Origin of the sequence: Neolewinella aquimaris, assembly GCF_014197245.1 — a bacterium.
Taxonomy (GTDB): Bacteria; Bacteroidota; Bacteroidia; order Chitinophagales; family Saprospiraceae; genus Neolewinella; species Neolewinella aquimaris.
In genome coordinates this window covers 301,611-313,679 of sequence record NZ_JACIFF010000009.1, presented here as the reverse complement: position 1 = coordinate 313,679, position 12,069 = coordinate 301,611, and the positions used below count along the sequence as shown (strand labels likewise).

Below are 12,069 nucleotides of genomic sequence, written 5' to 3'. Positions count from 1 at the left end.
GCACAGTAAAGGGGAGTTGCCCGCGCACTACTGGTGGCGCCTGCACTCGAAAGAACTGGAATATAAGATAATTACTGATTTAGAAAAGAGAATGTTAGAATCGCAAAGGGTTACAAACTCAATACAGATAAGAGCTTAGAAAGAATTAAAATTCGCCCAACAATGCAGCCACGTCCATGCGCTTAGGCGCACGTCGTGGCTGCACTCGTTCGGCGCATCCAAATATCCACCCGCCTCATCTTAGCACTACGGTAAGACTGGTTAGGCATAGCTGGACTTTTGAATCCCAAATCTCATCTACCTTAGCAGAGACACTAGAACAAGCCTAAGAAAATGGCAGTAAAAGAAAGACAATCTTGGGAATCTAATAATATTCAAATAACATTCTAGGAAATAAGATTTGGGCACGGTACCTTTGGTGATCAATACATAAAATAATGGATCAAAAGTTGCAGTTGGATTTTAAGGCAACCCAGACGGTCATTAGGGAGATCGCGTACATCGATTCGTTCAAAGGAAAGTGGAAAGGATTAGAGCTTAAAGAATCGGCATTGCTTCGGGAGTTAAGACAGATAGCTACCATTGCGAGTATCGGTTCCTCGACTAGAATTGAGGGTTCAGCCTTGACGAATGAAGAGGTGGAGTCACTGTTGTCAAACCTATCCATGAGTGAACTTAAAGCCAGAGATGAACAAGAAGTATACGGCTACTATGAAGTCCTAGAATTAGTGTTGGAATCACACCCGGATATTGAATTAACAAAAAACAACATACATCATCTCCACAAACTGCTATTGAAGGCCAGTGCCAAAGATGAATACCACCGGGGAGACTACAAAAGGACTACCAATAAGGTAGTAGCTAAGTATCCCGGCGGATCGGAGAAAGTAATATTCAATACCACGGAACCAGGCAAAGTTTCCGATGAGATGGAGGCAATCATCGCCTGGACCAAACTTCATTTAGCTGGAAACGAATATCATCCGCTCATCGTTATTGCCACGTTCGTGTATGAGTTTTTGTCCATCCACCCCTACCAGGACGGCAACGGCAGGCTTTCCAGGTTATTAACCACCTTGTTACTGTTAAGGCAGGACTATGATTTTATGAATTATGCCTCGATGGAAACCGAAATAGAGAAAAGGAAGAAGGAATATTATCGAGTTCTAATGAGCTGCCAGCAGAATCGCTACACGAATAAGGAGAACATTGGGGATTGGATCGTCTATTTTTTGCGGATGCTTCATGAGGCGATTGAAATTTTAGAGTCCAGATTCGATAAGATCAGGGTAGCAAAATCTTATTTGAATGACCGGCAGAAACACATTCTAAGCTTCATTCGCGCGAACGAACCGGTGAAAATATCAGATGTGTCCGAAGAATTCACTGGTGAAACCATTCATACCCTAAGAAAGGATATGGGCTACTTAAAGGCCGAAAATAAGATTAAGCAGGTGGGAAAAGGACGGGCTACCATCTATTATGTAAAAGAATAATGCGCCGAACATCGCGCCCATCGTCAACCGGGGCCGGGGGAGGGGAGTGCTGGTTTGGCTACCCAGAAGCCCGCGGGTTCGTCCCGTCGCCAATGGCCCGAAAGCTTCCGCTGGTCGGTTTCGGTCCATGCCGCCGCGCCGCCCCCGCTCATTGGTTGGGTTGAGTTGGTCACATCTAATATTGAAGCCCCGGCTGCGTGGGCGCCCCCGTTCGGCGCAAAAAAAATCAAAAATCACCAACCTATGCTAACATTAATTTTACAATCCTTATATTACAATTCTGGGGTTGAATAGATTCTGCAGATCAGTTAGATGTGACGTTAAAACCAACTCAATGCAAGGTGCCATATATCAAAGCTCTGGGGATTCAATATACAATCCACCTCCTCCGATAAGTTCAAGCCAGTTACCTCTCGAAGCTTCGTTTTTAAATAGCTATGAACTTTGGTTACTATTCCTATTGATTTCATTTACAACAATAGTTTTTATAACCTTAGCTATACTTAAATACAAGCAATCAATAGATACTAAAACATTTCAACTTGGGATGACTCTTTTGCTAGTTATTTTAGCTGGGCTTTATATAGTAACTGCTGGATTTAGTGGAGAAGTTACAACTGCTTTAATAGCACTATTAAGTACTATTGTAGGTTACGTATTCGGAAACAAAGAATCAACATGAGAAGTATCTTATTTTTTCTAGCTTTAATCATAGGTGCACAATTAAATAGCCAGCTAAATAGTGAGTCAATAGATACATTTCCCGCTACCGGGCAAATAGACCACGAATTTACTTACGATAAACTTGGTCAAGATAAAAATGTATTACAGTTATTAAACAATTTGAAAGTAGATGTTATATTCCTATTATCTCATAATAAGCTAGATTGGGAAACATATAAGCTCAAATCTAATGAAAGCTTACGATTATTGGACACAAATGTAGGTGTTTACTATGCACGTATTTATACGAGTAAATACTTCAAAAATTTTTCATTGCAAAAAGGGCATAATTATGTTATTACATTTGACGCAGAGATTAACAAATACGTGTTTAAAGTCGTTATGTTTGACTAAAGCAAGATTTTGTTCAGTTTTATATATTATGATTGCAGTTTCTTATGTTATCAATGCACAGGATATTGATTTAACATTTCAGGGTAGAGCCGAGTCTTTTGGAACTCCGATAAAAGTATTTGTTGGTAATAAAATTTCCGAAGCTTCAGGCATATACGTTTTAGATGTTCAAATTGATTCTATCAATACTGATACGATCACAGAAGTCTATTTAGTTAGCAACAGACATGTACTATTTCCAAATGAATCGTATCCAGACAGTATAGTGATTTTCCTTTCAGAAGATTTGGGAGAAAACCGTAGCGAATGGATTTCTCTTACACTAGTTCGTGATGAGATAAAAAGAAAACTTCTTTTAACTGATAATGGAGATATTGATGTCTCCTTGATAACCGTGGACAGTATATTCAAAACATTTAGTGCGGAAGGACGAAAAATTAAAACTGTAAGGCCAATCATACGAGGTATAATGGAGTATAAAGCGATGTCTATTGAGCCTAAAATAGGGGATAGAATATTAGTATTAGGGTACCCCTCCGGATTTTATGATCCAATAGCCAAATTACCGGTTGCAAAAGCTGGAATCATAGCTTCCTCATTCGGACGAAATTACGAAGGCGATGAGAAATTTTTAATTGATGCTAAATTATATCCTTCATCTTCAGGAAGTTTGGTTATATTCAAATCACCAACTAATGATGTAATTGATAGAATGGTTGGCAGTTATGACGACGAACCGTTTATAGCATTAGGTATATATTCAGGTGAAAAATATGTGCTAGGCCCTCAGATAGAAACCGATGACGAAGTGCTGTTTGAAAAGCAGAAAATGGATTTTGGGAATGTATGGTACTTTCATACAATATTTCGCCTAATTGACTCCAGCAGATAAGAAAACTCAGAAGAATATATGCGCCGAACACCGCCTACCCGTACAGCCGCCGGTTAATCTTTTTGGTGCTATCCATGCTTTAAAATTTGCAGGAGAAAATAGCGGTATTCATGGTGTTCGCTGGTGATGGCGGCCGTCGGGTAGGCCCCCGTTGGGCGACATGGCCCATTAGGGGCCACGAAAACAATATCTACTCCACAGACTTCTAGTAAACCTGAGCGAGAAAAAGTGCGAAAAAGCAGCGATGAAAAAAGCTGATAGCGGTAAATACTCGATAGAGGAACTCTCCGGCGAACGGTGGAAATTTGACGGTGATTTCCCGAGCAGTCTGATATCCAGGTGCTATGAATATCGGAAAGTGCCGCTAAATCAGTTGAGTGCGGATCATCTAAGGCTACTAGTAAGTCAAGGGATAGGCCTAGAGTATGTTATGCCATTTGTTTTGGTTCAACTAAAAGAGAATCCAATAGTCGAAGGGAGCTATTACCCTGGAGACCTACTTTTAGCTGTCGGTACAGTTGATTCTGGCTATTGGAAAAAGAATCCAGGCCAATTGCAAATTATCATTTCAATCGTTCAAAACCAGAGTACTGCAATTTCAAAAGAGTTGTCAAGCAATCGCGTTGAGCAGATTCTAACTAAGCTACAGGAATTCTCCTCAAATGACTAATAATATAAATTTATTATATATAAAACCCAAGAATCTTCGGCCCGATTTCAGATTATTAATCACTTGGTTGTGGAATGATAATGAGAATGTCGATTCTGATGGAAATGCAGATAATCCAGCGTCAACGGAGTGGACTGAACTTAACATTCGACATCGAGAGGATAGTAGTTTAAATTTCGACATACAACCTCTTCAAACTAACCCGTTGATTTTAGAAATAAAAAGTACAAGTACAGAAATGCTATATAAGGTTGCTTACTTCATGCTGGACAGAACGGATGGTGAACTGTCAGATAATTTAGAGTTTGAACCGTTGATATCAAAAACATATGTCAAAGAATTGATTCAGCCATTTTCCACCGACGAGGCTGACAATAGAGTTAATAATAGTCGATATTTACACACAACTATACTCAACCCTTATCCTAAGTTGTAAAATGGAATCGCCCAACACCGCGCCCAGCGTCAACCGGGGCTGGTGAAGTTGAGGTTGGTTTGTGCTATTGATGTCCGGGTTCGTCCCGTCGTCAACGGCCCGAAAGCTCCCTCCCGCTGGTCGGTCGGTTTCGGTCCATGCCACCGCGTCGCCCCCTCTTGGGTGGGTTGAAGTTGGTTGGGTCCAGGAAAGCATGCCCCGGTTGCGTGGGCGCCCCCGTTGGCGGATATGCCATCATACCAGACAGCCCATCAGTGCCGAAAAATGAGAAAGCGGCAATCAAGGAATGACGCTACCGCAAGGGTCGGTATACTCACCCGAATGATGGTCGAATAGACGACTGCTACAGCTCTGACTTATTTGGTAGCCGCCTAGAATTAGCGAATGGACGAGAACACTACCGCCCAAGCCTGAACCCGCGTCACAGATATTACGCTACCGCAGGACCACCACTTTTTACCTGGAAGATGGCCGGCGTGCTTGCCCTTTCACCGTTGAATTAGTTGGCAGCCGTTGAGAATTATTTATAGGACACGAACGCTACCGCCGAAACCTGAGCATGCAGGACACTTATTACGCTACCGCACAGACAACTCTTCATACCTGAAAGATAGCCGGTGGCGTGATCTGGTTTTAGAATGGAGCTACTCGGGCGATGTCAAGATTTATTCCTTCAGGTCAGGTCAGGATCAGCAGCAAGGAATCAATATCAGCAACTTAGAAAATTACCAGACGCCCCAAGATTTTATCCATCCATCATCAACCATAAATTCTAGCCGGATTGCTGGTGGGCGGCGAGGATTCCCGGCTGGCTGGCACTGGCGTCAATCTGCAAAAATTCCCCTCATTGGGGGTTTTTGCAGATGCCAGCCACCCCCACCCAGCCTCGATGGTAACCGGATTGCCTTTAGTGCTCGATGATGGCCCCATTTCAGATCAATCCATAGCTACCGCAGCGTGGTCGCCCGCCTCACCGACGAGAGGTAGAGCGGCAGGAACTATTTGTAAAGAACAATCCTGATAAGGCACCTTTCCGGTTACCTTGAGCAATCAACCAGGACGAGAGATTTATTAAAAAGAAGCACATCCGCCAACACCGTGCATACGCCAACCCGGCGAGGGTGCGGGAGGGTTCTGTTGAAAGCAGGATTGAGAGGTTGGTATATTTCGAAGTCTATTGAGTTGGTTGGTGGTAGCCGGGCTCGCGTCTGCACACCCGTTGGGCGACAGCCCGCCATTAGAGGCGGGCCGAGAATGATCTCCTTGTTTAATAAAAACTGTACGGTTCAGCCGGGCCGGCCAATAGAAATTATCATCTAAAATTTAAAAATCTTTGTTTCCGGATAGTAGTGAACGATAAATTGGCTCGCAGGTTGAGCAATAATTTAGCTCAAAACGTTTATTTTAATTCAATAGATAAAAGTAATGCCTGTTTAAATTCAAAAATTATATATGCGGGATCTTGATGATTGCTTCTGTAATTTCTTGCGGCAAAACGATTGAATTTGAAAAGTGTGACATAGAAAATTTTACCGCTTCAAGAATTTACACAATTACATTGCCGAAAATGAATTTAAATGTTCAACCAAGAAAATATTTCTATTTGCCAACGGAAGAGATTGAATTAAAAATTACAGTCCACAAAATAAATGACTGTGCCTATTCGTTGACTTTCGACTATCCGGGCTCTCCATCGTTTGGACCATGGTATACCTCAATAAATATGATTGATGTATCGACTGGCGACCAAATAATAAAGTTTCCCGACAAAAGTATTTTGTCATCAACTTTTTACACCAGCGAAGGTTTGGAAAGTTATAGGGTACAATTGAATCTTGGTGATTCTATTAAAGTTCTATTTTGGTTCGTGATATTGCCGAATTAGGTACAACTGAGCAAAGTATAAATCCTGGTTACTATTTATTAAGTGTATCATACTATGGCGTTAAGTCAAATGAGGTTGCCTTAAAAATTGGCTATCATGTCAACTAAACATCCTGACACATATAGCCAAGTATTGAAAATTAATTTGGCATGGTTGAATTAGATAGCAGAGAGATTGCCATTGTTAAGCACAAGCTTGATCGTGAAAATAACCTAAAAATTTTTTATATACTTCTTTTATCTCCTGTAATTTTTCTGTTAGGACCGTTCATCCCCGGCAAACGAGGTAAAGGGGCATTAGTTGAGAAGATGGATTACTGGGATACTGTAGTGGTTTTCGCACTGGTTTGGATTCTCATACTATTTGGAGTAATTATATACCTGTGGATCAAAAGAGATAAGGAGTTTATGACCATGCGGCCATACTTACGGAAGGAAGCTTACTCCTTGAAGGTCAAGCGAAAATCCAGGTCGGCTTTTTCACTTTATGATGATTTACTTGTACCGTTCGACACAAACAATGTAAAGCGTTTGAAAATCAATCGTCAAGAAAGTGAATTGATCAAGGTTAATGATACTCTAGATGTCAAAATTGAGGTCAATACAGGATTGGTTCTTTCACTAAAGAAAAAATAAACAACATCGCCCAACATTGCGCCCAGCGTCAACTGGGGCTAGGTAGCCGTAGTGTTTGGTCGATGCTATTGGTGCCCGGGTACGTCCCGTCGTCAATGGACCGAAAGCTCCCTTCGGTCGGTTTCGGTCCATGCCGCCGCGCCGCCCCCTTGTGGGTGGGGTTAAAGTCACTACCTTCGAATCAATGAAGCCCCGGTTGCGTGGGCGCCCTCGTTCTGCGCAACTATGTACGGATCATTGACCTAGTTGACACGGTACAAGAGACCTGCTTGACACTTTCTGAAAATAGAAATTAGCGTTCAAAAGCGCTATGCCTTGGCAAGAAAGTTCAGCGATGAAACAACGGATTCAATTTATTCACGAAGTACTGCAGGACAAATACACCTTCAGCAGTTTGTGCCAATTCTATAATATTTCGCGGCAGACGGGCTATGCGATCATGCGACGCTACCGACAAGAGGGCATCGAGAGTTTGGCTCCCCGCTCCAGTCGGCCGCTGCATTCTCCCGGACGGGTAGGGGAGGAGATCGAAGAGCTGATTCTGTCCTGGCGAGATCGCTATCCCAAAAATCCCTGGGGAGCGAAGAAGATTCGTCCCAAGTTGGTGGAAGAGTACGGAGAGTCGGGTAGTCCTAGCGTGACCACGATCCAGAATGTGCTCAAACGGCGGGGTCGGATCAAGCCCGCTAAAGCCCGCCGCCGCAAGCCCGATAATGTCTATCCGAAGTATGCCGCGGAGGCCTGCAACGACATTTGGACGATTGACTATAAAGGACACTTTCGATTGGGCAACGGTAAGCGCTGCCATCCGCTGACGGTATGTGATGCCAAGTCCCACTTTATTTTGCGCATCAAAGGCCACTACCACGAACGCTGGAAGGTCGTGCGTGGGGAGTTACGCGCGCTGTTCCGTCAGTATGGTCAGCCCCAGTACCTGCACAGCGACAACGGTAGTTGTTTTGCTAGCATTCAGAGTCCACGTGGTTTTGGTCGCTTATCGTTCTGGTTAATCGATCACGGTATTCATCCCTTGTTCAGCGATCCGGGCCACCCAGGTCAAAACGGTAGTCACGAGCGGATGCACCGAGATCTGAAAGCAGCATGCTGCGGTCCGAGTTGTTGGGACTTGCGCACCCAGAATCGGCTGATGAATACATTTGCTCGTGACTATAACGAGGTGCGCCCCCACGAAGAGCTAGGTCAGGTTGTTCCGGCATCGATCTATTTACCCTCCCAGCGCGTGTACCAGGAGCGGGTGGCGGCGGCGGAGTACGATCAGAGCCAGTTGCGAGTCCTCAAGGTGAGTGCTAACGGTGCTATTCGCTGGGGTAACAAGGAGTGGGTCAGCGTCAATCGCGCCCTGGCGGGGCGCTACGTTGGGGTCAAACAGGTCGGTGAACGCTTACGCGAGGTGTACTACCGAAACTTTTGTCTGGGTAGTTTTGAGCTGGCCGATCGCATCGAGCCGGGCCGATACTACCGCCTGATCTCATCGGCCGATCTACCCCAACGCTTCCGGGATCGCCACCGGCGTAATCGTAAGGGGAAGTGAAGTTATTTATGAAGCATATATTTGAATATATAAAGTGTAAGGCAGGTCCCTTGCACCGTGTCCAAACTGTCTGTTGCACGCACAACACAAAACACCAACTATGAATGGAAACATTAAAGATTTGGATATTCAAAAAGTCGAAGCGTGGTTGGCTAAGAAAAGACCCCCAATAGATATACGCCCTCAACTTGATTACACTTATCGTCTACAACGCAACACATTTATTTTATGCGAAGTCCGGCCTTACCCTATGATGAAAGATGGCTATCGTACCGCACCGTTTGCTAAGATTCATTATTTGAAGCGCAGTAATATTTACCTGATTTACTGGCAGCGTGCTAATGGAAGATGGTTAAATTACGAGGCTGGTAACAGTGCCACGACCCTTAATGATGCTTTGGCAATAATTGATGAAGATGTGCATGGCTGCTTCTACGGCTAATCATGATCTAAATAACTCCAGCGGTAGCAGTCATGATGGTGTGCTCCGTTAGAGATAGTAGGCCGTCGTCCGCTCTCAATTAGGCACAAGCCTCCGTTAAGCTCCGGGTTTCGACAAATGTTAGCTATCCTATTGACCGGCCGGGAGGCTTTCATCCGTCCATTTGACACTAAAGATGTTGTAACTTGTCAAGCCTAGAAACCTTTTGCGGGTAGTTTTACGTTTTCATCCAAAAGAAGGAGCCATGGCTGTAGTGATCTCAGATGCTGTGCTAAAGAAAGTCCACATGTCAGGAGAAGACCTCTTGATAGATCTCGCCTGTTACCTATACGATAAGGGCAGGTTAAGCTTCGGTAAGGCTAGTGAATTAAGCGGACTTAACTATCTGCACTTTCAAAAAGCCCTAGCAGAGAGAAAGATCGATATAAAATATTCGGAGAAAGATCTAGATACTGATTTAAGAAATCTCGGTATCAAGATATGATCGTTGTAAGTGACACGTCAACAATAACCAACCTTTACCAAGTTCATCGACTTGATTTATTGAAGTCGCTATACGGAACCATAATTATTCCGCCGGGAGTAAGGAGAGAGTTGTACAGAATTCAAGGACAAGAAGAGGCTATTGAAAAACTAGAATGGATAAAAACAGAATATCCAAAGAATCAAAATCTAATTGCAGAATTACTGAATGAACTAGATTTGGGTGAATCAGAGGCCATAGCCTTGGCGGTAGAATTGCAAGCGGAGTACCTAATCATCGACGAATACAAGGGCAGAGCCATCGCTGAAAGAAAGGGCGTAAAAATAGTAGGACTATTAGGTGTATTGATTGCTTCAAAGGTGAATGGTCACATCGAAGCTATAAAGCCACTAGTAGAGAAAATACAAAGCAACGGCTTTCGCTTGAACAGTAGTCTTATTGACAAAGTCTTGACTGCTCTGGGAGAAAAATAAAATGCCGCTAACATTGCGCCATCGTCAAGCCGGCGGTGAGGCTTTTGGGTGTCGATGAAGATTTAAAAAGCGATCGAAATGCTGCCTGAGATCCGGACGCTGGTTGGTGAAGCCGGCCTGCGCCGGCGCCCCCGTTGTGTGACAACTAGCGGGCAATATTAGATGGGGTGGTGAAGACTACTGCTATTGAGCCTATCCCGAAAATGCCGCTGCGTGCCTGCTCCCGGTGGGCGTGCGTAGTCGAAAGCTGGGCTGGCGGACGAGCGCTGGGTAACGTCAATGCTTGCGAGCACTGCGTCACCCAGCCCCCATCCGCCAGCCCGTGCCTGTTCAAATGGACGTAGCCCGTGCACACAACACCGCGCCCACGTCAAGCCGGGCCGCACAGTGCCGGCGTGGGGGTGGAGCTCCGTTGCCGGCGTTCGGGCGCTGGTCACAATTCACCAAAATTCCCTGCGGGGTTTTGGCGAATGCACCCAGCACCCGCCCACCTTCCTGTTGGTGGGCCGAATGAAGGTTCATGTCCTATCCCCGGCCTGACGTGGGCGCCCCCGTTGGGCGCAACCAAATATTACCCATTATGAAAACATCTATATCTATAGGGTTAGTCATAACTTGGATATTGACGTCGATTTTGTTGGTAGTTGTCAGCGAAATGATGATAGCTATCTATTTGGATGCGATAACATCTTTGATTTATTCTGTTATCCAAGCTACTATTTCAACTGGATTTTTCCGATTTTTTGGATGACCCAACTTTTGGCAACAATATGTATTGGCCCTTTGATAGGCCTATTGTGTCACTGTATAATTAGAAAATTGTGTGACTTGAAATAACTTGTGTCACGATTATTTGACTTTGGAGCAATACCTACTTAAGTTAGTTCTCCCACTTATAATTTATTTCACTATAATTCTATAGAAGTTTGAAGTGATATTGATCTTATGAGCACCTACAAAGGAAATATTAAAGCTATCGATAAGCTGTTTTCGAGTTTAGAACATAGAATTAGTTATGACGAGTGCCACAATTATTTTAAACGAGCTTTTGAAGAATATGACAAAAAATGGTCTAATGATTTGTATAGAAATCATTGAAGAAAATCTAACGGACGAATTCTTTTGCAGGTACATGAGAGGCTAAATACTTGCACCTCGTTGATAGAAGATATTGAGAGTAATATTGATTCAATCAGGCGATTCAAATATCCAGCCATCGTGCTTTACCTAAAATTGACTTGTTTTGATAAGTTAGGTCAACCGGCTGAGTATATGCTGTTTAACAATTGGATTAAAAGCAAGAAAGCTAAAGAAGAAAGGGCTATAATATTGTCGGAATTAAATGGATTATCGGTCGAAAATTCAGCGGAAGCTTTATACAACTATTACTTGAAGATCTATGGAGTCAAAAATTCATTCTACAGGTTCATTACTGAGGTCTTGCCTCATGGGGCCAAACGACAATTGTTAGATGCAATTAATATAAAAGTTCATAGTAGAGTTAAAAGCATTTCGGAGTGTAGCTATAATATCAGAGAGATTAATGATACAGGAAAAAATAGCTTATCTATATCAGATTACAAATGATTTTACTCATAACATATTTGCATCTTCTAATATATATATATATATATATATATATATATATATATATATATAAATTTGACCAGCCAAAAGATGGAACACAGTGGATACATAGATAGAACATATACAAGGGTGAAGAGGAACTGTCTGTATATTTGCACACAAACTTTGACAGCTATCTTACAAATACAATTTTGGATGGTATCGCTCAGGTCATACTGGCTAAAAAATAATAGAATGCGCCCAACATCGCGCCATCGTCAAGCCGGCGGTCAGGCTGTTGAGTGTCGATGAGGCTTTTAATGGCAATTATTAAGTTGGTCGAGGCCCAAATGCTGGCTGGTGTAGCCGGCCTGCGGTGGCGCCCCCGTTGGCTGCAATCAATGACAACTAATAGAAAACACTCAAATTAATATCACTTGCCAATTAAGTCTCAGAAATTT

General features: G+C 43.3%; 13 protein-coding genes. All 13 read left to right on the top strand.

Features of this window, described 5'->3' with window-relative positions:
• The first annotated feature begins 437 nt into the window (after nucleotides 1-437).
• The 13 genes from GGR28_RS17055 (at nucleotide 438) to GGR28_RS16995 (ending at nucleotide 11,629) form a co-directional block, all read left to right on the top strand.
• A complete protein-coding gene (locus GGR28_RS17055) occupies nucleotides 438-1,496 on the top strand; it encodes a Fic family protein (protein WP_183497030.1) in 1,059 nt (352 codons plus the stop codon).
• Nucleotides 1,497-1,830: 334 nt separating this feature from the next.
• The gene (locus GGR28_RS17050) at nucleotides 1,831-2,178 is read left to right on the top strand and encodes a hypothetical protein (protein ID WP_183497029.1); all 348 of its coding nucleotides are present in this window, start codon (nucleotides 1,831-1,833) and stop codon (nucleotides 2,176-2,178) included.
• Nucleotides 2,175-2,573 carry a hypothetical protein gene (locus GGR28_RS17045; protein WP_183497028.1) on the top strand — a complete coding sequence of 133 codons (399 nt, stop codon included), beginning with the start codon at nucleotides 2,175-2,177 and terminating at the stop codon, nucleotides 2,571-2,573. Before GGR28_RS17050 ends, GGR28_RS17045 begins: the two co-directional genes overlap by 4 nt.
• Complete coding sequence (locus GGR28_RS17040; protein ID WP_183497027.1) at nucleotides 2,566-3,465, top strand: trypsin-like peptidase domain-containing protein; 900 nt, start codon at nucleotides 2,566-2,568, stop codon at nucleotides 3,463-3,465. Before GGR28_RS17045 ends, GGR28_RS17040 begins: the two co-directional genes overlap by 8 nt.
• A gap of 244 nt (nucleotides 3,466-3,709) precedes the next feature.
• A complete protein-coding gene (locus tag GGR28_RS17035) occupies nucleotides 3,710-4,135 on the top strand; it encodes a contact-dependent growth inhibition system immunity protein (protein ID WP_183497026.1) in 426 nt (141 codons plus the stop codon).
• A complete protein-coding gene (locus GGR28_RS17030) occupies nucleotides 4,128-4,571 on the top strand; it encodes a hypothetical protein (RefSeq protein ID WP_183497025.1) in 444 nt (147 codons plus the stop codon). The genes GGR28_RS17035 and GGR28_RS17030 overlap by 8 nt, the downstream gene beginning before the upstream one ends.
• A gap of 1,462 nt (nucleotides 4,572-6,033) precedes the next feature.
• The gene (locus GGR28_RS17025) at nucleotides 6,034-6,456 is read left to right on the top strand and encodes a hypothetical protein (protein WP_183497024.1); all 423 of its coding nucleotides are present in this window, start codon (nucleotides 6,034-6,036) and stop codon (nucleotides 6,454-6,456) included.
• A 149-nt stretch (nucleotides 6,457-6,605) separates the two neighbouring features.
• Entirely contained in the window at nucleotides 6,606-7,091 is a 486-nt protein-coding gene (locus GGR28_RS17020) for a hypothetical protein (protein ID WP_183497023.1), read from the top strand.
• A 334-nt stretch (nucleotides 7,092-7,425) separates the two neighbouring features.
• Nucleotides 7,426-8,643 carry a helix-turn-helix domain-containing protein gene (locus GGR28_RS17015; RefSeq protein ID WP_183497022.1) on the top strand — a complete coding sequence of 406 codons (1,218 nt, stop codon included), beginning with the start codon at nucleotides 7,426-7,428 and terminating at the stop codon, nucleotides 8,641-8,643.
• 100 nt (nucleotides 8,644-8,743) lie between these two features.
• Complete coding sequence (locus GGR28_RS17010) at nucleotides 8,744-9,085, top strand: DUF3024 domain-containing protein (protein ID WP_183497021.1); 342 nt, start codon at nucleotides 8,744-8,746, stop codon at nucleotides 9,083-9,085.
• A 244-nt stretch (nucleotides 9,086-9,329) separates the two neighbouring features.
• Nucleotides 9,330-9,569, top strand: coding sequence for a UPF0175 family protein (locus tag GGR28_RS17005; RefSeq protein WP_183497020.1), 240 nt, complete (start codon nucleotides 9,330-9,332; stop codon nucleotides 9,567-9,569).
• Entirely contained in the window at nucleotides 9,566-10,042 is a 477-nt protein-coding gene (locus GGR28_RS17000) for a DUF3368 domain-containing protein (protein WP_183497019.1), read from the top strand. Before GGR28_RS17005 ends, GGR28_RS17000 begins: the two co-directional genes overlap by 4 nt.
• Before the next feature lie 1,218 nt (nucleotides 10,043-11,260).
• Nucleotides 11,261-11,629 (top strand): hypothetical protein, encoded by a 369-nt coding sequence (locus tag GGR28_RS16995; RefSeq protein WP_183497018.1) that lies wholly within the window; start codon nucleotides 11,261-11,263, stop codon nucleotides 11,627-11,629.
• The last annotated feature ends 440 nt before the right edge of the window (nucleotides 11,630-12,069 follow it).

Coding starts and splice junctions, on each gene's coding strand:
- GGR28_RS17020 (WP_183497023.1), top strand. CDS start 6,606: ATGGTTGAATTAGATAGCAGAGAGATTGCCATTGTTAAGCACAAGCTT.
- GGR28_RS17015 (WP_183497022.1), top strand. CDS start 7,426: ATGAAACAACGGATTCAATTTATTCACGAAGTACTGCAGGACAAATAC.
- GGR28_RS17000 (WP_183497019.1), top strand. CDS start 9,566: ATGATCGTTGTAAGTGACACGTCAACAATAACCAACCTTTACCAAGTT.
- GGR28_RS17045 (WP_183497028.1), top strand. CDS start 2,175: ATGAGAAGTATCTTATTTTTTCTAGCTTTAATCATAGGTGCACAATTA.
- GGR28_RS17030 (WP_183497025.1), top strand. CDS start 4,128: ATGACTAATAATATAAATTTATTATATATAAAACCCAAGAATCTTCGG.
- GGR28_RS17035 (WP_183497026.1), top strand. CDS start 3,710: ATGAAAAAAGCTGATAGCGGTAAATACTCGATAGAGGAACTCTCCGGC.
- GGR28_RS17005 (WP_183497020.1), top strand. CDS start 9,330: ATGGCTGTAGTGATCTCAGATGCTGTGCTAAAGAAAGTCCACATGTCA.
- GGR28_RS17050 (WP_183497029.1), top strand. CDS start 1,831: ATGCAAGGTGCCATATATCAAAGCTCTGGGGATTCAATATACAATCCA.
- GGR28_RS17055 (WP_183497030.1), top strand. CDS start 438: ATGGATCAAAAGTTGCAGTTGGATTTTAAGGCAACCCAGACGGTCATT.
- GGR28_RS17010 (WP_183497021.1), top strand. CDS start 8,744: ATGAATGGAAACATTAAAGATTTGGATATTCAAAAAGTCGAAGCGTGG.